Genomic DNA, 21287 nt, shown 5'->3' on the forward strand with positions numbered 1-21287 from the left:
CCTCTATTTTGACTTTTCCCTGTTTAAAAGCTGAAAAATATTGTATAATATAAATGTTGATAACTTTATTACTCTGTTTACAAGGAGGGGTTTAAAAATGCAAAAGTTCGCAGTAGTTATGGCAGGTGGTGGTGGCACAAGGTTCTGGCCTTTGTCAAGGAGTTCATCGCCCAAGCAATTTTTAAACCTCTCTGGGAATGACATATTAATCAATGAGACAATTGATAGAATTTCGAAGATAATTCCAAAGAAAAATATATTTGTTGTGACAAATATAAACCAAAAAGAAATGATAGAAAAGGTTTTAGATAGCGAGGTTGATAGGAACAACATCATCTATGAGCCAATAGGTAGAAATACAGCTGCGTGCATTTTATACGCAGCACTCAAGATTAAAAAATTACATAAAGATGGAATAATGTGTGTATTTCCTTCTGACCATTATATAAAGGACAACGAGGGGTTTGCTGAAGTTCTAAATACTTGTATTGAAATTGCAGAGAAGACTGATAAATTAATAACAATTGGAATAAATCCAACCTTCCCTTCAACTGGATATGGGTATATTAAATTTGATAAAGACTCTCATGACAAGTATGACCATAAAGCATATGATGTTTTGGAATTTGTTGAAAAACCCTCATTTGACAAGGCAAAGGCTTATATAAAAAGTGGTAATTATCTTTGGAACAGCGGTATGTTTGTGTGGAGACTTGATACAATTATCCAAAACTTTAATAGGTTTTTGCCAAGAATATACAACAAGTTTTATTCTGTCTATGAATGTCTATGGACAGAAGATGAGTTTAAATATGTGAGTGAAATATATCCAAGCCTGCAGGATATCTCTATTGACTATGGTATAATGGAAAGAGCTGATGAGGTTGTGGTTGTACCGGGAGACTTTGGATGGAATGACGTAGGTTCATGGGATTCATTAGGTGCAATCTTCCCACCAGATGAGGATGGAAATATTGTCAAGGCACTTCATGTTGGTATAGATACACGTGACTGCATAATCTATGGAAATAACAGGCTCATTGCCACAATCAATGTATCGGATGTTATTATTGCAGAGACAGAGGATGCTGTTTTGGTTTGTGCAAAGAATAGAGCTCAGGATGTTAAAAAGATTGTTGAAATGCTAAAAGAAAAGAAATTGGACAAGTTTATATAAAGCAAAGAAAGGCGGTCTTGAATGTCTGACAATACAAAGAAAATTACAAAAGCTACTTTTTTAGTAGTGTTAGCAACAATTCTTTCCAAGATATTTGGATTTTTGCGCGAGGTTGTATTAGGTGCGGTTTACGGAACAAGTTATAAATTGGATTCGCTAATTGCTGCCCAGCTGCTGCCGGGCGTTTTTTTTGCAAGTATTCTAGCTTCGTTTTCAACAACGTTTATTCCAATTTATAATGAAATAGTAGTAAAAGAAGGTAAAGAGAAGGCAAACAAGTTTGTAAATAAGTCTCTTTTTTTAATTTCGACTTGTGCTCTTTTTATTGCAGTTGTGGGTTGTATATTTTCACCTTTTATAGTTGATTTGATATTTAGAGGATTTGATTTGCAAAGAAAAGTACTTACATCTTCCCTTATGCAAATAACATTTTTTTATATAATCTTTTTGGGAGCAAATTATATCTTTCAGGCTTTTCTTCAATCAAATGAAAACTTTGTTGTTCCGGTATTGGTAGGATTGCCTTTTAATGCGATAATCATTTTTTCAATCTTTCTCAAAGATTTTCTTGATATCTCCGCTGTTGCAACTGCCTTTGTTTTAGGATATTTTTCGATGGTTTTATTTCAAATTCCGTTTGCCAAGAAAAAAGGTTTTAAGTTGGAAGTTGATTTTAATATAAAGGACGAGTATATACAAAAGATGTTTAAACTTGTATTACCAGTTTTTATAGGTTCTTCTGTGATTTCGTTAAACTCTTTTGTGGATAGATACTTAGCTTCGTATTTACAAGAAGGAAGTATTTCAGCTTTAAACTATGCTGAGAAATTAAATGGGTTGGTTTATAGTATTTTTAGTGCCTCAATCTCAGCAGTAATTTACCCCTATCTATCACGATTTTTTTCAAGTAATCAGAAAGAAGAATTTAAAAAGTATTTGATACTTTCAATTAACTCCCTAATTTTGATAATGATTCCGATAACATTTGGAGTTTTTATTCTTAACACTGAAATAGTCCAAGTTGTCTATGAAAGAGGAGCATTTGATAAAAAGTCTACATACCTTACAAGTGGTGCTCTTATGTTTTTTTCCTTAGGGTATTTAGGGTATGCGGTGAGAGATATACTTAGCAGAACATTTTATTCAATCCAGGATACACTGACACCTATGAAAAACGGAATAATTGCTGTTTTTGTGAATATTGGATTAAATATAATTCTTGTTAGATTTTTGCAGCACAAAGGCTTGGCTCTGGGTACAAGTGTTGTTGCATATGTCTCTGTTTTCTTGCTTTTGAGAAGTTTAATTAGGAAAATAGGTAAGATAAATTTTAAAAACTCGTTTATTGTGCTCTTAAAATCAATTTTTGCCTCAATATGTATGGTAATAACTATAACGGTTGTCAAAAGGTTTGTTTATATACAAACGCCGCATATATTTTTAACACGCACAATAAATTTAGCAATCCAGATATTTTGTGGAGCTATTTCATACTCAATTGTGATTTATACTTTAAAAGTCAATGAAGTCAAATGGCTGTTTGAAAACTCAAAAATTGCGCTTAGCAAGTTCAAAGACTTAGTTACAAAATGACCACATCTAAGTATCTACCGAATTTATAGCCTACTTGACACAGCTTTCCAACCTCTGCAAATCCTAAGGATTTGTGTAGGTTGAGGCTTGGTTGGTTTTCAGCACAGATTTTGGCAATTATATTCTTGATTTTGTTTTCCTTTGCTTTTTCAATTAAAAATTTTAAAAGCGTTTTACCAATACCTTTTCCTCTGTGAAGATGGTGGATATATAGAGAATCTTCAGCAGTAAGAAAATATCCTTCTTTTTCTGAAAAAAGGAGAGAGATACCCATACCCAACTATGAGCTTTGAGTTATCCTCAACTACATAAATTGGGTATTTTGAACTGTGCCTATCAAATAATTTCAAAAAATCTTCGGTAGACTTAGGACTAATGTCAAATGTTGAAGTTGAGTTTAAGACTTCATAGTTATAGATTGATAAGATGTGTGGTATGTCAGAGATTGTTGCTTTTCTTATAATCATTTGTAAATAGTACCTTCTTTGTTAATTATTTTTAGATATTCAAAAAACAGATAGGGAGTGAATAGAGATTACAAAGACACAAAAAGCGATATACGTAATAGAAAAACTTTTAGAGCTCTACCCAGAGCCAAAGTGTACCTTAGAATATAATAAACCATACGAGCTTTTAATAGCAACAATTTTAGCAGCACAAAGCACGGACGAGCGTGTAAATAAAATAACTCCAACACTTTTTAAAAAATACCCTTCACTTGAGCATTTTGCAAATGCTGATTTAAAAGAGTTAGAAAAAGATATAAAATCTGTTGGGTTTTATAGAAACAAAGCAAAAAGTATAAAAGAAATAGCAAAACTTCTTATTGAGAAGTACAATGGCATGTTGCCAAACAATATCGAAGAGCTAACAACACTAAAAGGTGTTGGTAGAAAAACTGCAAATGTTATCATGGCAAACATCTTTGGAGTACCTTCTATAATTGTTGATACACATTGTATGAGACTTTCAAACAGAATTGGTTTTGTAAATAGCGAAGACCCTGATAAAATAGAGTTTGAATTAAGAAAAATAATTCCTCAGGATATGTACACTATATTTAGTAATCTCATGGTTTATCATGGAAGAGCTGTATGCAAAGCAAGAAAACCAAACTGTAGTCAGTGCATTATCAATAATGTATGTGACTTTTACAAGAGGCTGTCCAAAAACAATAATTTTTAATAACCAAAATCAAGCATTTGATGGTATTTAATGTTAATATTGAACTATGCAGTAAAAAGCAAGAGGGTTGGCTGGCAATTTTGCCCCAACCCCCTATTATTATCTTCGCCAATCTTTCTATGTTATAGGCAATACAAACCAAACTCTACTTTAGCTTCACACCCTTCATACCCCTGAGCAGGAATCTCCTAAACCCTTTATTGTTCTTTATTATCCCAAATACTGTCTCAACTTCTATCTTCCTTTTTTCGTAAATCTCTTCGCCTTCTCTACTTAACAGCCTTTGCCTCACCTCTTCCTTCAATTTCTCTAACCTCGGTCTTATACTAAATCTCTTCTTCCATCTCTTACCTTTATAACATTTTTCTCTGTGTTCACAACCATTACAAATATCTTCACATTGATATACCTTCTCATAACTTACAAATCCTCTCTCATTTGCACTTATCTTCGGATATAAGTATTTCACCTTCTTACCAGCAGGACAAATATATGCATCTTCTTCAGCTATGTACTCCCAGTTCCTTACATTGAAAATATCCTTCTTAAATCTTCTTGTCTGTTCCAAGTCAAATGTGTTATACTTAATGTAGCTATTTATGCCACATTCTTTCAGATGAAGGTAGTTTTCTTCAGACCCATAGCCACTGTCTGCTACAATGTTCTTTGGCATGAAACCTGTTATCTTCGTCACAAGCTCAAGGTGTTCCTTTAGACAGACAGTGTCTGTGGGACTTTGGTGGATGCTAAAACCTATGACAAATCGGTTCTGTGTGCCGATTTGTACATTATACCCGGGTTTTAGCATCCCATTTTTCATATGGTCATCCTTCATCCTCATAAATGTGGCATCATTGTCTGTTTTTGAAAAACTATTCCTGCCATTTAAGATCTGCTCATAAGACTCATATTTCTTGAGTCTTAATACGCAGTTGTTTTGGAGAGTTTTTACAAGCTTTTTCACTCTCCTTTCTTTCCTTTTGCTCCCAAAGTTAGCTTCTGCTATCTTTTGGGAGAGTTCTTCAACTTTTTGTTCAAGCTCTTGGCTATCATAATCAGCTTCTAAATTGACATCCAACTCGCCAAGAATTCTGTCTTCTTCCTCATTTATCCTCTCTATTTCATTAAGAATTTCTCTTACTTTTTCTCTTAATTTCTTTTTGTATGTTCTTGTACTTCTTGCCCATACAAATGTATACTTGTTCGCATTTGCTTCAATCTTTGTCCCGTCAAGGTAGTAATACTCAAAGTTTACATACCCCAGTTTTACAAGAAGTTCAATAACTTGTGCGAAAATCTCTTCAATGCAATCACCTATTATCTCTTTTCTGAATCTATTGATAGTTCTGAAATCAGGGGTTTGAAGTTTTGAAAGCCACATAAAGGTTATATTCTCTTGAAGTGCTTTTGCTATCTTTCTTGAAGAGTATATCCCCTGTATGTAAGCATAGATAAGTACTTTCAAAAGCATCAAAGGATGGTAGCTGGAAGTCCCACCACCTTTGTATTTCTCTACTATGGTTGAGATATCTATTTTATCAATGATTTTATCGATTGCTCTTACTAGATGAGTTTGAGGGATAAAGGCTTCAGGGTCGATTGGCATTATTAATTGGTTGGGGTTATATTCTTTGAAGACTATTTTATCATGTTTGCGTGGCATATTAATCCTCCTTATGTAATCATTTCTGAGATATTATATCATAAATATCTTACAATGTAAATACAGTAAAAATAAAGAGACTGTCACCTCATCTTTTTAGACAGCCTCTATTTTTTTGTATTTTTTAAGACGAAATTGGAGATAATATGTAAATAGCCAATCTCAATAAAAGAAGAAAGACCATGAGGGTTGGAATTCCGAATAGCTTTTGTTATATGGGAATGGAAAGGTTCTTAGCCGATTTTATCTCAAGAATTTCTGCAAGCACAGAAGCAATCTTCTCTGGACCTACAACAAACGAGATGGTAGAGCTTGGAATACAAAATAGTATAGAAGAAATTTGCATGCCTGCAAAGTTGCTCGTCGGCCATATTGAATACCTGGTAAAAAACACAGACATTGATATCCTTTTGCTGCCAAGACTTGCCTCAATCAGCTACAAAACCTATTCATGTCCTAAAATTATTGGAATTCCTGACTTGGTAAAAGCACATTACAATCACATGAGAATAATTTCACCAGAGCTCAACCTAAGAAATGGGATCTCTTGCATAGACAAGTTTTTAGTAGAGCTTGGGAGACATTTTATAAGTGACATAAGACGATTGAGAAATATTGTAAAAAACTTTAGTGGCAGAAATCTTTTTGAGTATTTACCTCTAACTATAAAAGAGAAGAAAAATATTTTAATTTTAGGGCACAGTTATGTTATCTTTGATAATAATCTCAACAAGAGGATTTTACAACTTATAAAGTCAGGTGGTTATAATCCACTTTATCCTTCATACAACTACATTTCAATTGATACTATTGTATCCGACTTACCAAAACCTTTCTTTTGGTCCACTGCCCAAAATATATATGAATACTTCTGGTGGGCTCAAAAAAACCTGAAACTTGACGGAGTTATATAATTATGACATTCGGTTGTGGTATAGATTCTATTTTAGAAGAACTGATCAGAAGAAAATGCAAGGTCTTGGATTTACCTTATCTGTGCATTACTTTAGATGAACATTCCTCAAATGTTGGAATTCAGACAAGAATAGAAGCTTTCATTGACATGATTGGATGGAGGGAAAAAGATGAAGATTACATTTCCACATATGGGTAATCTCTATATAGTTGCAAAACCACTTTTTGAGGAACTCGGATTTGAAGTAGTTATTCCGGCACTAAATAATAGGAAGACTTTAGAAATTGGTAAAGAATACTCGCCAGAATTTATATGTATGCCTTTTAAACTCAATATAGGAAATTTTATTCAAGCTATTAAAATGGGTGCTGATACAATTGTGATGTTTGGTGGATGTGGTCCCTGCAGGTTTGGATACTATGGAGCACTTCAAAATGAGATTTTAAAAGACGCTGGGTTTGATGTTCAGATGATTATTATTGAACCCCCTTATTATGGAATTGAAAAATTTTTATCTGAGGCAGGGAAGTTTTTTGCCAAGAAAAACCTGATTGGTATTTTGCCTAAAATCTATAGTTTAGCAAAAATGGTGGACAAGATTGAGAAAAGGGTGCATTTCTTGAGGCCAAGGGAGATGGTAAAAGGAAGTGTTGATAAGATATACAGTCGATTTAAAAGTGAAGCTTTAAAAACAGAAGGCATCGACCAGATGAAGAAGCTATTAGATACTACGGATGTACTTTTAGACAATGTGTATGTAGTGGATGAGAACATAAAAAAGATTGAATTGTAGGAGAAATATACACTATCATAGATGACTTCACAGGTCTCAACATTGCAAAAATAATTGGAGATATGGGATATGAAGTAGAAAGAAATTTGTATATTTCCTACTGGATTGATAATCATCTGATATATCCTTTGATAAAAAAGAAAGATCCTGTTGTAAAGAAATAGAAAGGTGTAATGGAGAACTTAATTGGCGGTCACGCAAGAGAAACTATTGCCTACACAAAATGGTTTGAGGACAGAAATTTTGCTGGTGTTGTTCATGTTTTTCCTCTTACATGCATGCCAGAGATAGTAGCAAAATCTGTCCTTGTTAATCTTAAAAATGAGCTACGAATTCCTCTTTTGCATATTGTGGTAGATGAAGTAGAGAGCGATGTTGGGCTAAAAACACGTTTGGAAGCATTTTTAGATTTAATTGAATCAAGGAGTGATAAAAGTGGACAATTTAGAGTGCTTTCTTGGAATTGATATAGGCTCTGTTAGTACAAATGTGGTGTTGTTAGATAAAAACAACAACGTCATAGAAAGTATATACGTAAGAACAGAAGGCAGACCAATTGAAACATTGCAAAGGGTGCTTACACAACTTTACCAAAAGTATGGTGACACACTAAAAATCTCAGGTGCTGGGACAACAGGGTCTGGTCGCAATCTTGCAGCTATTATGATTGGAGCAGACATTGTAAAAAACGAGATTACAGCACATGTAAAAGCAGCAATCCACTTTGTGCCAAATGTGAGAACAATAATTGAAATAAGTGTGCAAGACTCAAGATAATCTTGATAAAAGACCAAACTGTGGTAGATTTTGCAATGAACACTATTTGTGCTGCTGGAACAGGTTCATTTTTAGACAGGCAAGCAGAAAGACTAAACATTCCGATTGAAAAGATGGAGGAGATAGCCATAAAATCTAAAAATCCTGTGAGAATTGCAGGAAGATGTGCTGTATTTGCGGGGTCTGACATGATTCACAAACAGCAGCTTGGGCATCTTCCAGAAGATATACTTTTTGGTCTTTGTTTGGCACTCCTAAGAAACTATATCTCAAATGTAGCAAAGGGAAAGACGATTGAAGAACCTGTCATATTTCAAGGAGGAGTTGCCGCAAACAATGCAATGAAAAAGGCTTTTGAGCAGGTATTGCAAAAAGAGATTGTTGTGCCAAAATATTTTAATGTTATGTGTGCCATAGGTATAGCACTTTTATCAAAAGAAAAAACAAGAGGGCTTGTTAGCAATTTTAAAGGATTTGACTGTATCAACGGCAGCAAGTTTGAAACGAGAGGATTTGAATGCAAAGAGTGTTCTAATAATTGTGAAGTTGTAGAATTTTACAACAATAACAACTTAGTTGCAACATGGGGTGATAGATGCCAGAAATACTCAAGTAGCAAAAATTACCATGTTGAAAAGTCAAAAAATCTGTGATATATTTAAATTAGAAAAGAAAGTAGCCTAAAAAGGAACTCTGCCGTGTACGTTACAAGATGGTGAAGTTCCAGGCCAACACCATCATAAAAGGGAATCCGGAGTCCAATAGTGGCGCATAGGCTTCCCACCCAAGGTTTTGCTTGGGTGACAAACAGGAAGTAATGCAAAGCTATTGGCAGGATACCCACCTGTTGGGGCAGGGTCTGGGAAACTCCCTGAGGACGGCATGGTGGAGTTCCTGGCAAAAGAAGCACAAAAAGGCCCATAAAGTTGAAATGGGTCTTTTATTTTTTTAACTGTGCTCTTGAATTTAACAGGAAGGAGAGTCAAAGTGAACACAACTGATATCTTTCAAAGGACAATGATGTTGATAGGTCAAGAAGAACTTGAAAAACTATCGAAAGTATGCATTGTAATATGTGGTCTTGGTGGTGTTGGAAGCTTTGCATTTGAAGCACTTGTAAGATGCGGGATACAAAACTTTGTTATAGTGGACAAAGATAATGTGTCAGCTTCAAATTTGAACAGACAGTTGATAGCTACTATGTCGAATATAGGAAAACCAAAGGTTGATATTGCATACAGTAGAGCTTTGGATATAAATCCTTTTGTAAATGTGGTTAAAATTAAAGAAGAAATCACTCCGGATAACGTTGAAAAATTGTTTGGCAATATCAAGATAGATTACATAGTTGATGCAATTGATGATGTAGCTGCAAAGGTTGCGTTAATTAAATTTGGGACCTCAAAAGGGATTAAAATCATAAGTAGTATGGGAATGGGGAACAGACTAAATCCAACTTTGCTGAGGATTTCTGATATCTACTCAACCAAAAACTGTCCACTTGCCAAAAAGATAAGAAGTGCACTTAGAAAAGAAGGTGTAAAACAGTTAAAGGTAGTCTACTCAGAAGAAAAGCCACTTAAGCCAGATTATAGATTTCTAAGAGAAAAAACTCAAAAAAGGCATGTTCCAGGAAGCATTTCTTTTGTTCCACCTGTTGCAGGATTTTTGATGGCTTATGAGGTTGTGAAGGACATACTGGGATGGTAGAAAATTTGTTGTACAATTAGATGTTTATTTGTGTTAAAATATCAAAAAAGGATTGAAAAATGGAGGATATATAGGAGAATGAATACATACAAATTTGCAAGAACATTTAGAGGATTTAAGCCGAGTTCTGTAATTGAATATATCAATAATCTTGAGAGGACATATGAAAAAGAAATAAAAGAAAAACAAGAGGCTATTTCAGAGCTTCAGAAAGAAAATGAAGAGTTAAAAAAGAAGCTAAGTAAGCTCGAAGAAGAGTTTTCAAAGTTAAATGAGCAGAAAATTAAAATTGCAGAACTATTAATTATTGCGCAAGAAAAAGCAGAGAGTATTGTTTCTAAAGCTATAGAAGAGGGAGAGAACAAAAAGAAAGCATTGCTTGAGGAAATTGAACAACATGAAAAAACATTACAGAATTTAAAAGAAGAGATAAAAAGGATAAAAAGCGAACTTCAGTCTGTGATAAGTAAGTTTGAAAATGAAACCGAAAATGAAAGAGAAGAGGAGAGTTTGGATTGAGCTATAGACTCTCCTCTTTTGCATATTATTTACCTGCTTTTCATAAACTTACTGTAGAAAAATTGTCTTAAAAAAAAAATTAAAAATGATAAGAATCTTTAATCTTTCAAAGATGGTAAAATTATCACTTTACTTTTTGTTTCTTAGTCTTCTTGTAAGTTGTATTTACATCTATTCAGAAATTGCAATAGAGGTTGTGAATCAAAAAAACTTCTTTCCTATTTATTGTGTTGCAAGGAATGATAAAAAGATTGCACTTACATTTGATGCAGCTTGGGGAAATGATGATACAAAAGACCTTCTCAGAATATTAAAACAGTACAATGCAAAAGCTACATTCTTCCTAGTAGGTTTTTGGGTGGAGAGATACCCTGAGGATGTAGTTGAGATTTATAAAAATGGACATGAGATTGGCAGCCACTCTGACAAACACCTACACATGTCAAGACTCTCTCAAGAGGATATTGTAAAAGACGTTAAAGCCTGTGAAGAGAAGATTTCAAGGGTCATTGGCAAAAGACCAGTTGTCTTCAGACCTCCATATGTTGATTATAACAATACTCTTATCAAAACACTCACTTCCTTAGGCTATTATGTCATCCAATGGGATGTTGATTCACTTGATTGGAAAGACTTGCCTGCAGACGAGATAGCTAAAAGAGTGCTAAAAAGAGCAAAGAGTGGTTCAATTATCTTGTTTCACAACAATGCAAAAAATACTAAATATGCTCTTCCTAAGATATTAGGTGAACTTTCTAAGCAAGGATATCAATTTGTTACAGTCTCTGAATTGATATACAAAAACAACTATTATATTGACCACCAGGGTGTACAACAAAAGTTAGAAAATAAAGTTAAATAAATTAGAAGAAAGCCGGTCACACTAATATATACACTCAACATTAGACGGTGAAGTGTTATGACAAAGTTATATGTTCTGTCTAATAGTAAACAACTGAAAGAGATATTTAAAAATAGCTTTGTTGATGCTATTAAAAAAAAGGGTAAAAAAATATTAGAGATAGATTTAGTAAAAATCAGTGGTAAAAAGGGACATCTTCTGTTATTAGAGTCTCAGCTCAAATTACTTTTTGATTATATCATTTTGTATTCAGATTGTTACTCATTTAGACTATGGAAGTGACAATAAAATAACTATGAACTTGTTTTTCCAAAGAGCTGTTGAAGATATTGAGGGAAATCTTGTGGTTGAAAAAGAGGTTAAGGAAGAAGGTGTGTATTGTACTTCAATAGATTCCGAACTTTTGTATGTTTATCCTCTCATCACTACATTAAAAGTTTTGTTTCAATTAATTTGAAAGTCTAAAAACGCAAGTTTTTGAATAGGATAAGAATAAGCAAAAAAATACGAAAGGATGGTATTTGCCATGCCTCAGAATCCTTTAGACAATAATAGAGTTTACTTATGTGGCAAGGTAATAACCCCTCTTAGTTTTAGTCACGAAAGTTATGGTGAAAAATTTTTTACCTTTAAACTTGAAGTACCAAGACTTTCTCAGCAAAAAGATATATTAGTTGTCACAGTGTCTGATAGACTTCTGATAAATATCAATCTTGACGAGGGGAGCTTTATAGAAGTCATTGGCCAATTTAGGTCTTATAACAATCCGTCAAATATAGGAAATAGGCTTATCCTTACCATTTTTGCAAGGGATATAAAGAATGCAGAAAGCGTTGACCCTGCCAAGAATATCAATGAGATCTTCTTAAATGGTTATATTTGTAAAAAGCCTCAGTATCGAACAACTCCACTGGGCAGAGAAATAACTGACATATTGCTGGCTGTAAACAGGCTTTATGGCAAATCAGATTATATTCCCTGTATTGCGTGGGGTAGAAATGCAAGATATGCAAGTACTTTTCAAATAGGAGATAATATAAAGGTATGGGGAAGGGTTCAAAGCAGAGACTATCAGAAGAGATTAGAGACTGGTGAAATTGAAACAAGAACTGCTTATGAAGTGTCTATATTCAAACTTGAAAAGGTTGAAAATGAACGGCAAAAGAGCTGAAATTTCTTTAAGAAGGCTTTTTGATATAGATATTCTCATAAAAATGTGATAAAATCTTAAAAAGTGACAAAAGAGAATAAAGAGGTGTATTTATTGAACCTTCCCAATTTACTTACGATTTTAAGATTTTTCTTGATTCCTCTTTTTGTGTTAATCTTTTTTTCAAACCTTAAATACAGATACATGATAGCAATAGGAATATTTTTGTTCTCAGGCTTAACTGACGTCTTGGATGGCTTTATTGCACGCCGTTATAATATTGTTACAAAATTCGGAAAACTTTTTGATCCTTTAGCTGATAAACTAATGATACTTACCGTTTTATGGTGTTTTGTCTATAAGGGTTATATTTCTCCTATTATCTTTTACATTGTCCTGTTTAAAGAACTCTTTATGATTGTTGGCTCAGCCATTTTATACGGGAGAATAAAGATTGTTGTTTCAGCTAACATATACGGAAAGATTGCTACTGTTTTGTTTTACATTGCTATAATATCTCTTCTCTTAAAATTAGAAATGTCACTCTATATTTTAGTAATAGCAGTAATATTTGCAATATTTGCACTTATAGTATATACTGTGAAGTATCTAAGCGAATATAGAAGGCTGAGGAGCACCTCCGATGAATAAGAAATAGTTAAACGTGAAAAAATACAAATAGGAGGTGCTTTTGTTATGAGTGAAAAGACAGAAAGAAAGTACGCGAGCTGGCTCGGTATTATTGTGAGGTTTGTTGGGGCTTCTTTTATGATGCTTTTAATGCAGATAATCTATCCGAACTTCGTTTTTAGCAACTGGATGATGGGAATAGCTTTAATTGCTGCAATATCTGTGATAACATATATAATCGAAAGGATTACAACACTTTACAGAACACCAATTGGGAGAGGAATTATTGCTTTTTTAGTGACATTTGGTGCCCTGTACTTTGCTAATATGTCAGTCCCAGGAATAAAGGTGCCGTTTGTTGCTAATTTGATAACTTCATTTGTAGTTGGAATGTTTGATATTTTTCTGCCAGACAGAGTATTTTAATTTTCCTATAAAGGGGGTCTTTTGTTTGGAAATAGGGAAAATACCCATTGAGATATTGAATGAACATATATTTGAGCTAAAAACAGCAAGAGACGATGTTTTACTTGGGCCGGATATTGGAGAAGATTCAGCAGCAGTAGATATAAAAGGTGACATTGCTGTTATTACAACCGATCCAATTACAGCAGCAAGCTCTATGGCGGGCTATCTGTCGGTAGTTGTTGTTTGCAATGATTTGGCAGCAGCAGGTGCCGAGCCAATAGGAGTGCTTTCTACTATTCTCATGCCACCAGAAAGCAGTCAGGATGAGTTTGTTCAAATCTTGGAAGAGATAAAAGAGGCTTGTAAAAGGTTCAATGTGCAGCTATTAGGTGGTCACAGTGAGGTATCGCCTATTGTTACAAAACCTTTAATTGTCTCAACAGGTTTTGGTAAAGTACAACGGCACATGCTCATCTCAACAAAAGGTGCAAAAGTGGGTGATAAAATTATTGTTACAAAAACATTGGGGATAGAAGGTACACTTATACTTTATAATAAAGAAAAAGAGAGACTTAGGAGAATTTTAACCCCACATGAGATATCCGAAATAGAAGATTATATCAACAGACTAAGTGTAATAGAAGAAGGTTTGATTGCGAGAAAGTATGCAAGTTCTATGCACGATATCACCGAAGGTGGGCTTTTTGGTGCAATTTATGAGGTTTGTAAAGCTTCAAAAAAAGGTGCAAAAATCTATGAGGACAAAATTGTTTTAAGTAACAGTGTTAAAAAAGTTTCTTCTTTCTTTAATCTAAACCCGTATAAACTTATTTCAAGTGGAAGTATGTTAATTACAACCAGTGAAGAAGATGATCTAATCTCTGAACTTAAAGAAAAGGGAATTGGATGCTGTGTTATTGGTGAGATTGTTGAAGACACAAAGATAGAGTTTATAAGTTCAAATGGAGAGAGTATTCTTATAGATAAGCTTCCAATTGATGAGATTTACAAAGTAGTATAAAAAGGGGTAGAAAAGAAGATGAAGATACTTGTCATTGATGATGATGTAAAAATTTGTGAGGTAATTAAATTATACTTAGAAAAGGAAGGTTTTGACGTTGTAATGGCTCATAATGGTACTGACGGTATAAATATGTTCAAACAAGAAATGCCTGATTTGGTAATACTTGATATAATGCTTCCTAAGAAAGATGGATATGAAGTGTGCAGAGAAATCAGAAAAATTAGTAACATTCCGATTATAATGCTGACAGCAAAAGGGGAGACATTTGACAAAGTGTTGGGATTGGAGCTTGGAGCAGATGATTATATTGTCAAGCCATTTGACCCCAAAGAGCTTATTGCAAGAATAAAGGCTGTGTTAAGAAGAACTCAAGGTGAAGTAAACGACGAAAAAGTGGTGGTTTATCCTAACCTCACAATTAATCTAACTACATACGAGGTGAAGCTTGAAGACAAGGTTATAGAAATGCCACCAAAAGAGATAGAACTTTTATATTTTTTAGCATCTCATCCAAATAAGGTATTTACACGTGAGCAGCTTCTTGACCACATATGGGGTTACAACTTTATGGGAGATACCAGAACTGTTGATGTTCATATAAAAAGGATTAGGGAGAAGATAGAAAAAGACAAATATCCTTGGCGTATTAAAACTGTTTGGGGTGTGGGTTATAAATTTGAGATTTAAATCCTTTTTTTAGGGATGTGAATCAAGTTGAAATCTATATATTTTAGGTTTGTCATCATCTACACAATTATAATTGTCATGGGTTTTCTAATCTTTGGAACAATACTCAACAACCTCACCGAAAATTATTTTATTTCGCAAAAACAAACTCAGCTTGTTCGCGAAGCTGAGAAAATTGCCACAGGTCTTGCACTGTGGTATATCACAGGATTTTTAGAAAAGGACAGGCTTAGATTTGAGATAAACTTTTTACGTGACTATTTAAATGCTTCAATATTGTTGATAAACAGAAATGGAAATGTTGTATTGAATTCAGACGAACAGGTGTTTTTAAATGATCCAATTCTTCAAAGAATTAGGGATAAGGTATTCAGTGGTAATATCGCTGTAGAAAAGACACTAATAGGAAGTATTGTAAAAAAAGAATATCTAATAATTGGCTATCCTGTTGTGATAAATAATCAAGTGGTCTCTGGGCTTTTGCTTATCACATCAACAGATGATATTCGTCTGACCCTAAGAATGTATAATAGAATAATATGGCTTATTACATTGTTTGAGGTAATATTGGTTCTTATTATAACATATGCTCTTACACAAAGAATTATCACTCCAATAAAAAAGCTTGCAAGTATTTCGAGAAAGATCGCAGAAGGAGATTTTTCAGAAAGGATTCCTCTGCCGGTTAATAACAATGATGAGATTGGGGAGCTTATAGCTTCTTTTAATTACATGACAGAGAAGTTAGAAAACTTAGAGATGATGAGAAAGAGTTTTATATCAAATGTCTCTCATGAGCTAAGGTCTCCACTTACCTCTATAAGAGGGTTTATTGAAGGTATACTTGACAGGACGATACCTGATGACAAGAGAGATTTCTATTTAAACCTGGTAAGAGAAGAGGTCATCAAGCTTAACAATTTAATAAATCAACTGTTAGAATTGTCAAGGCTTGAGTGGGGAAAGATAAATTTAAACTTGACTACATTTAAGATTTACTCTGTTGTGGCAGAGGAGTTAATCAAGTTTGAACAGCGAATTGAAGAAAAAAACATAGAAGTCTTTTTACAGGTGGATGAAAATCTTGTTGTGAAAGCAGATAGGGATTTAATTAGTAGGGTGGTTCACAACCTTTTGGACAATGCGATAAAGTACAATAAAGTTGGGGGAAAGATTTATATTTATTCCGAAGTTGAAAACGATAAAGCATATATTACAATTGAAGACACTGGCATTGGCATTCCAGAGAAGCTTCAAAAACTCATATGGGAAAGATTTTACAAGGTGGATAAGTCACGCAGCCTTGAAAAAGGTGTAGGTTTGGGGCTTTCTATTGTGAAGGAAATTATAAAGCTCCACAAGCAGAACATCTGGGTTGAAAGTGAAGAAGGTGTGGGAACAAAGTTTACCTTTACTCTGGATTTGAAATAATTTTTATTATTTGTTAACAGTTCGTTAATAATTTTTTCAAATTCAAGAGGTAGAATTATAATTGAAAAATAAATTGCAAGAAGTGAGGATAAGATGTCTGATAAATTCGACTTTGAAACTCCAAATTATCAACCATCATATAGCCCTATCACTTTTGAAATTCCAAAGACTATAAGGAAAAAGAAATCTATAAAAGAGTATTTACTTGCAAGTTTTATAGGAGGCTTAATTGGTGCGCTGTTAGTTTCTATTATATTTATGGGATATTTTGGGGTAAGCTTCTCTAATTTCAAAAACGATGTAAACTCAGCTATAAGCGGTCTTAACTTAGAAAGTTCAAATAATTTAGAGCCTGTCACAAGGACAGTTGTTTTGAATTCTGGGAACGATTCATTTGTCACAGATGTTGCCAAAAAAGTTGGTCCGGCTGTGGTTGGAATCAAGAACAAAGGCACAGCCTACAACTGGTGGACCGATGAAGAACAAGAGATTACAATTGGTGAAGGCTCAGGTGTCATTATAAGCAAGGACGGCTATATTGTAACAAATAACCATGTTGTATCAGGTGCAAAAAACATTTCAGTTATTCTCTCTGGTGAAAAGGAAGTACCAGCAACAATCGTAGGTACAGATGCACTCAGCGACATTGCAGTTGTAAAGATTGATCCAAAATATGTAACAGCCGTTGCACCACTTGGAGACTCTTCAAAGGTTAAAGTTGGTGAGTTTGTTATTGCAATAGGAAATCCGTTGGGTCAGGAGTTTGCTGGTACTGTTACATTCGGTGTTGTAAGTGCTGTGAATAGAAAACTTGATATGGAGAATGGTGTGCAAATACCTCTGATACAAACCGATGCGGCAATAAATCCTGGAAATAGTGGTGGAGCACTTGTAAATAGCAGTGGACAAGTAATAGGTATAAACACTGCAAAGATATCTCAAACTGGTGTTGAAGGAATGGGATTTGCTATACCAATCAACTATGTAAAGCCAATCGTAAATGACTTAATCAAATACAAAAAAGTTTTAAGACCAACAATAGGTATCTCTGTTATGGAATATTATGATAGAGCTGGAAATGTTGTAGGATTATATATTTCAAAAGTATATCCAGGCACAGGTGCGGCAAAAGCAGGTCTTAAAGAGGGAGATGTAATTTTGCAGATAGATGGTAAGAAAGTAACTACATTTTCTGATATTCAATCTATACTCTCTACTCATAAGATTGGAGATATAATCACTATCAGAGTGTTGCGTGATGGTCAGACAAAAGATTTTAAGGTAACCCTTGGTACACCAATAAATACAAGCGATTAATAGATGAATTAGAACTTTGCTCAAATTCTTCAAAAAAAAAGACCTTCGTCTTAAAAGGACAAGGGTCTTTTTTTTTGTAGATAATTATTTCGAATATTTAAGTTGTCTTTTATAAATTTGTTTACAATTAATTATTGACATAAAGCCAACTACTTTGATAAGATGTACTTGTAATATCCAAACATTCGGATTTATAATTAAAAAAATGTTCGATGAAAGGTGGTATGATTTGTGTTAGAAAATCTATTTAAACTCAAAGAAAGACATACAGATGTCAAGACAGAGGTCATAGCAGGATTTACTACATTTATAACAATGGCTTACATAATATTTGTTAACCCTTCAATTTTAAGCACAACGGGGCTTGACAAACATGCTGTGTTTTTTGCAACATGTATTGGGGCTGCTGTTGGTACACTTATAATGGCACTCTATGCAAATCTTCCATTTGCTTTGGCACCGGGAATGGGGCTTAATGCATTTTTCACGTATACAGTGTGCCTCCAGATGAAATACACTCCTCAACAAGCCCTTGCTGCAGTGTTTATATCAGGTATTATATTTGTTCTCATCACTGCTGTAGGTCTGCGACAAGCAATAGTAAAGTCAATTCCCCAGCCTTTAAAACATGCGATGACTGCAGGTATAGGACTGTTTATTGCTTTTATAGGGTTTATCAACAGTGGGATAGTGGTTTTTGACCCGGGTTCGAAACTGCCAAAGTTTGGTGATTTTACTGCAGCATTCAATTCTTTTACAAATAATCCTGATATAAACAAGAGTGTAATAGCTTCACGTGGTGCACTTATTGCTGTAATTGGACTTTTGATAATTGGAATTTTGATTGCAAGAAGAGTAAAAGGTGCAATAATAATTGGGATTATAATTACCACAATAATAAGCTTTCCACTGAAGATTGTTGACCTTTCAAAGTTTAAATTTAGTTTAGAAGCATTCAAAGTTTCAGCTTTCAACTTTGATTTTGCAGGACTGTTTTCTGCGCATAATCAAGGCGGAGGAATTGGAGCTGTCCTTTTGAGTTTATTTGCAGTAGTTCTGACATTTACGCTCATTGACATGTTTGATAGTATTGGTACCTTTGTAGGACTTGCAGACAAGGCAGGTATGCTTGATGAAAAAGGTGATATACCTAATATGGACAGAGCACTTATGTCAGATGCGATAGCAACAATTGTTGGAGCTATATTTGGTACCTCTACTGTGACAACATATATCGAAAGTGCTGCAGGTATAGAAGAAGGTGGGAGAACTGGTCTTACTTCACTTGTAACAGGAATACTCTTTATCCTTGCGCTTATTATCGCTCCATTTATCGGGCTTGTTCCAACCCAGGCGACAGCTCCAGCACTTATTGCTGTGGGTGTTATGATGATTAGCTCAATCAAGAAGATTGATTTCAGCGATTTTGAAGAAGCTCTGCCAGCATTTTTGACAATTGTTATAATGCCATTTACCTATAGTATCGCGAATGGTATTTCAGCAGGTATTATATTCTATGTATTGGTTAAACTTTTAAGAGGAAAGGCAAAAGAGGTACATCCAATTACTTACGTGCTTGCTATTCTGTTCATCTTAAGATTCATGGTCATTGCTCATTAGAAAAAAAAGGGGAGCATCATTTTTGCTCCCCTTTTAAAAATCAGAGTTTTGAATAATTATACATTTTAAAATTCTCTTAATCAGAGTCTAGCACTTGTCAGCAGAACTTTAGGAGGTTTTATAATTATGAGCTATCAAATAAAAGGATTGTTATATGAGGGAAAAGCAAAAAAGATTTATGAAACAGACAACCCAGACATTGTTATAATGGAATATAAAGATGATGCAACTGCATTTGACGGTACAAAAAGAGGAACGATTCGAGAAAAGGGAATAGTGAATAACAAAGTTTCAAATCACTTCTTTAAACTTTTGGAGTCAAAAGGTATTCCAACACACTTTGTTGAAGAGATTGATGAAAGAAGAACTGCTGTAAAAAAAGTTGAGATAGTTCCTGTTGAAATCATAGTAAGAAACATTGCTGCAGGCTCGCTTTGTAATCGTCTTGGACTTGAGGAAGGGATAGTATTAAAAAGACCAATATTAGAGTTTTGTTACAAAAACGATGCACTTCATGATCCACAGATAAATCAATATCACATCTTGGCTTTAGAACTTGCCACAGAAGAAGAAGTTGATAGGATTGTGGAGTATTCTTTCAAAACAAATCAAGTTTTAAGGGAGTATCTCAAAGAAGTAAATATTGACTTAATTGACTTTAAACTTGAGTTTGGAAGATATAAAGGTAATATCGTTTTGGCTGACGAAATTTCACCAGACACATGTAGATTTTGGGATGTAAATACGAAAGAAAAATTAGATAAAGACAGGTTTAGAAGAGACCTTGGGAATGTCGAGGAAGCTTATAAAGAAGTTTTGAAAAGACTTGGATTATAAAAGTTATTTTATTAGAAAGGAGAGACAATAAAAAGTGCTTAAAGCAGAGATCTTTGTGTATTTAAAAAAATCTATATCAGACCCACCAGGAATTGCTGTTTTGAACTCTTTAAAAAGCTTGGGCTTTGAAAATGTTGAAAAAGTAAGGATGGGCAAATATATCGTTGTGTATTTAAATGAAAATGACATTGAAAAGGCAAAAGAACAAGTAACACTTATGTGCGAAAAGCTTTTGTGCAACCCTGTAATGGAAGAGTACAAGTTTAATATTTCGGAGGAGTAAGAAATGAAGTTTGGTGTTGTTGTTTTTCCAGGTTCAAATTGTGACAGTGACTGCTATCATGTTATCAAAGATGTAATAAACGAACATGTTGAATATATATGGCATGATTATAATGAAAAATTGGATTTTGACTGCATAATTCTGCCCGGTGGTTTTTCATATGGAGATTATTTAAGAGCAGGAGCAATAGCACGGTTTTCAAAGGTTATGCCGAGAATAGAAGAATTTGCTCAAAATGGAGGTCTTGTAATAGGAATCTGCAATGGATTTCAGATTTTAACTGAAAGTCATCTTCTACCGGGAGCTCTAATCAGGAACAAAAACTTGAAATTTATTTGTTCTGACCAATATGTTAAAGTTGTTAATAACAAAACTCCATTTACTAACCTTTATAAGAAGAATGAAGTAATAAACCTGCCAATTGCTCATGGTGAAGGAAATTATGTAGTGGATGAAGCTACTTTACAAGAGATGATAAAGAATGAACAAATAGTGCTGCAGTACTGTGACAAAAATGGTAATATAAATGAGGATACAAACCCGAATGGTTCAATCTTGAACATTGCAGGAATATGCAACAAGGAAAAGAATGTATTTGGACTCATGCCCCATCCAGAGAGAAGTAGTGAAAAGCTTTTGGGTTGTGAGGACGGAAAGAGAATATTTTTAAGTATCATTAACTATCTGAAGTCGAGGTGAGATATT

25 protein-coding genes, 1 other RNA gene and 2 pseudogenes are annotated in these 21287 nt (G+C 34.1%); 25 read left to right on the plus strand and 3 right to left on the minus strand.

Annotated elements, in window-relative coordinates; genetic code table 11:
* The first annotated feature begins 97 nt into the window (after positions 1 to 97).
* Together OTJ99_RS06220 and murJ are read left to right on the plus strand one after the other, a co-directional pair.
* On the plus strand, positions 98 to 1177 hold the full coding sequence (locus OTJ99_RS06220; RefSeq protein ID WP_045164830.1) for a mannose-1-phosphate guanylyltransferase: 1080 nt from the start codon (positions 98 to 100) through the stop codon (positions 1175 to 1177).
* Positions 1178 to 1198: 21 nt separating this feature from the next.
* On the plus strand, positions 1199 to 2770 hold the full coding sequence (gene murJ, locus OTJ99_RS06225; RefSeq protein WP_045164829.1) for a murein biosynthesis integral membrane protein MurJ: 1572 nt from the start codon (positions 1199 to 1201) through the stop codon (positions 2768 to 2770).
* Here the strand turns inward: murJ and OTJ99_RS06230 are convergent.
* Positions 2760 to 3044, minus strand: a complete 285-nt coding sequence (locus OTJ99_RS06230; RefSeq protein ID WP_235374580.1) for a GNAT family N-acetyltransferase — start codon at positions 3042 to 3044, stop codon at positions 2760 to 2762. The genes murJ and OTJ99_RS06230 overlap by 11 nt on opposite strands.
* On the minus strand, positions 2992 to 3237 hold the full coding sequence (locus OTJ99_RS06235; RefSeq protein WP_235374579.1) for a GNAT family N-acetyltransferase: 246 nt from the start codon (positions 3235 to 3237) through the stop codon (positions 2992 to 2994). The genes OTJ99_RS06230 and OTJ99_RS06235 overlap by 53 nt, the downstream gene beginning before the upstream one ends.
* Before the next feature lie 67 nt (positions 3238 to 3304).
* Here OTJ99_RS06235 and nth point away from each other — a divergent pair, with 67 nt between their 5' ends.
* Positions 3305 to 3955 carry an endonuclease III gene (gene nth / locus OTJ99_RS06240; protein WP_045164828.1) on the plus strand — a complete coding sequence of 217 codons (651 nt, stop codon included), beginning with the start codon at positions 3305 to 3307 and terminating at the stop codon, positions 3953 to 3955.
* On the opposite strand, the pseudogene OTJ99_RS06245 reads toward nth, so the two are convergent.
* Positions 3903 to 5618: pseudogene (locus OTJ99_RS06245) on the minus strand (IS1182 family transposase). The gene nth and the pseudogene OTJ99_RS06245 sit on opposite strands and share 53 nt — an antisense overlap.
* Before the next feature lie 182 nt (positions 5619 to 5800).
* On the opposite strand from OTJ99_RS06245, the gene OTJ99_RS06250 reads away from it, so the two are divergent.
* The 22 genes and pseudogenes from OTJ99_RS06250 (at position 5801) to purQ (ending at position 21281) form a co-directional block, all read left to right on the plus strand.
* Positions 5801 to 6532 carry an acyl-CoA dehydratase activase-related protein gene (locus OTJ99_RS06250; RefSeq protein ID WP_235374578.1) on the plus strand — a complete coding sequence of 244 codons (732 nt, stop codon included), beginning with the start codon at positions 5801 to 5803 and terminating at the stop codon, positions 6530 to 6532.
* Between the two features lie 2 nt (positions 6533 to 6534).
* Positions 6535 to 6732, plus strand: a complete 198-nt coding sequence (locus OTJ99_RS06255; protein ID WP_235374577.1) for a hypothetical protein — start codon at positions 6535 to 6537, stop codon at positions 6730 to 6732.
* Positions 6704 to 7327, plus strand: coding sequence for an acyl-CoA dehydratase activase-related protein (locus tag OTJ99_RS06260; protein WP_235374576.1), 624 nt, complete (start codon positions 6704 to 6706; stop codon positions 7325 to 7327). Before OTJ99_RS06255 ends, OTJ99_RS06260 begins: the two co-directional genes overlap by 29 nt.
* A gap of 173 nt (positions 7328 to 7500) precedes the next feature.
* Entirely contained in the window at positions 7501 to 7794 is a 294-nt protein-coding gene (locus OTJ99_RS06265) for a hypothetical protein (protein WP_235374575.1), read from the plus strand.
* Positions 7763 to 8757: pseudogene (locus OTJ99_RS06270) on the plus strand (acyl-CoA dehydratase activase). The gene OTJ99_RS06265 and the pseudogene OTJ99_RS06270 overlap by 32 nt, the downstream one beginning before the upstream one ends.
* A 34-nt stretch (positions 8758 to 8791) precedes the next feature.
* Positions 8792 to 9000: non-coding RNA, 6S RNA (gene ssrS / locus OTJ99_RS06275), on the plus strand.
* 121 nt (positions 9001 to 9121) lie between these two features.
* Positions 9122 to 9814, plus strand: a complete 693-nt coding sequence (locus tag OTJ99_RS06280; protein ID WP_045165532.1) for a tRNA threonylcarbamoyladenosine dehydratase — start codon at positions 9122 to 9124, stop codon at positions 9812 to 9814.
* A 78-nt stretch (positions 9815 to 9892) separates the two neighbouring features.
* The gene (locus OTJ99_RS06285; RefSeq protein WP_045164827.1) at positions 9893 to 10333 is read left to right on the plus strand and encodes a DivIVA domain-containing protein; all 441 of its coding nucleotides are present in this window, start codon (positions 9893 to 9895) and stop codon (positions 10331 to 10333) included.
* Between the two features lie 85 nt (positions 10334 to 10418).
* The gene (pdaB, locus tag OTJ99_RS06290; protein ID WP_045164826.1) at positions 10419 to 11195 is read left to right on the plus strand and encodes a polysaccharide deacetylase family sporulation protein PdaB; all 777 of its coding nucleotides are present in this window, start codon (positions 10419 to 10421) and stop codon (positions 11193 to 11195) included.
* A gap of 57 nt (positions 11196 to 11252) precedes the next feature.
* Positions 11253 to 11477 (plus strand): hypothetical protein, encoded by a 225-nt coding sequence (locus OTJ99_RS06295; RefSeq protein WP_045164825.1) that lies wholly within the window; start codon positions 11253 to 11255, stop codon positions 11475 to 11477.
* A 13-nt stretch (positions 11478 to 11490) separates the two neighbouring features.
* The gene (locus OTJ99_RS06300) at positions 11491 to 11652 is read left to right on the plus strand and encodes a hypothetical protein (RefSeq protein WP_235374574.1); all 162 of its coding nucleotides are present in this window, start codon (positions 11491 to 11493) and stop codon (positions 11650 to 11652) included.
* A 69-nt stretch (positions 11653 to 11721) separates the two neighbouring features.
* The gene (locus tag OTJ99_RS06305) at positions 11722 to 12366 is read left to right on the plus strand and encodes a single-stranded DNA-binding protein (protein ID WP_045164824.1); all 645 of its coding nucleotides are present in this window, start codon (positions 11722 to 11724) and stop codon (positions 12364 to 12366) included.
* 93 nt (positions 12367 to 12459) lie between these two features.
* Positions 12460 to 12996 (plus strand): CDP-diacylglycerol--glycerol-3-phosphate 3-phosphatidyltransferase, encoded by a 537-nt coding sequence (pgsA, locus tag OTJ99_RS06310; RefSeq protein ID WP_045164823.1) that lies wholly within the window; start codon positions 12460 to 12462, stop codon positions 12994 to 12996.
* 45 nt (positions 12997 to 13041) lie between these two features.
* A complete protein-coding gene (locus OTJ99_RS06315; RefSeq protein ID WP_045164822.1) occupies positions 13042 to 13401 on the plus strand; it encodes a phage holin family protein in 360 nt (119 codons plus the stop codon).
* A 25-nt stretch (positions 13402 to 13426) separates the two neighbouring features.
* Complete coding sequence (locus tag OTJ99_RS06320) at positions 13427 to 14404, plus strand: AIR synthase family protein (protein ID WP_045164821.1); 978 nt, start codon at positions 13427 to 13429, stop codon at positions 14402 to 14404.
* 18 nt (positions 14405 to 14422) lie between these two features.
* On the plus strand, positions 14423 to 15094 hold the full coding sequence (locus tag OTJ99_RS06325) for a response regulator transcription factor (protein WP_045164820.1): 672 nt from the start codon (positions 14423 to 14425) through the stop codon (positions 15092 to 15094).
* 27 nt (positions 15095 to 15121) lie between these two features.
* Positions 15122 to 16525 carry a sensor histidine kinase gene (locus OTJ99_RS06330; RefSeq protein ID WP_045164819.1) on the plus strand — a complete coding sequence of 468 codons (1404 nt, stop codon included), beginning with the start codon at positions 15122 to 15124 and terminating at the stop codon, positions 16523 to 16525.
* A 93-nt stretch (positions 16526 to 16618) separates the two neighbouring features.
* Entirely contained in the window at positions 16619 to 17842 is a 1224-nt protein-coding gene (locus tag OTJ99_RS06335; protein WP_045164818.1) for a S1C family serine protease, read from the plus strand.
* Between the two features lie 231 nt (positions 17843 to 18073).
* Positions 18074 to 19462 carry an NCS2 family permease gene (locus OTJ99_RS06340; RefSeq protein WP_045164817.1) on the plus strand — a complete coding sequence of 463 codons (1389 nt, stop codon included), beginning with the start codon at positions 18074 to 18076 and terminating at the stop codon, positions 19460 to 19462.
* A 126-nt stretch (positions 19463 to 19588) separates the two neighbouring features.
* Positions 19589 to 20299: a phosphoribosylaminoimidazolesuccinocarboxamide synthase gene (gene purC / locus OTJ99_RS06345; protein WP_045164816.1), complete on the plus strand. Its 711-nt coding sequence runs from the start codon at positions 19589 to 19591 to the stop codon at positions 20297 to 20299.
* 34 nt (positions 20300 to 20333) lie between these two features.
* Positions 20334 to 20582, plus strand: a complete 249-nt coding sequence (purS, locus tag OTJ99_RS06350) for a phosphoribosylformylglycinamidine synthase subunit PurS (RefSeq protein ID WP_045164815.1) — start codon at positions 20334 to 20336, stop codon at positions 20580 to 20582.
* 3 nt (positions 20583 to 20585) lie between these two features.
* Complete coding sequence (gene purQ / locus OTJ99_RS06355; protein WP_045164814.1) at positions 20586 to 21281, plus strand: phosphoribosylformylglycinamidine synthase subunit PurQ; 696 nt, start codon at positions 20586 to 20588, stop codon at positions 21279 to 21281.
* Positions 21282 to 21287 lie beyond the last annotated feature (6 nt).

It is taken from the genome of Caldicellulosiruptor naganoensis, from assembly GCF_026914285.1.
Lineage (GTDB): Bacteria > Bacillota > Thermoanaerobacteria > Caldicellulosiruptorales > Caldicellulosiruptoraceae > Caldicellulosiruptor > Caldicellulosiruptor naganoensis.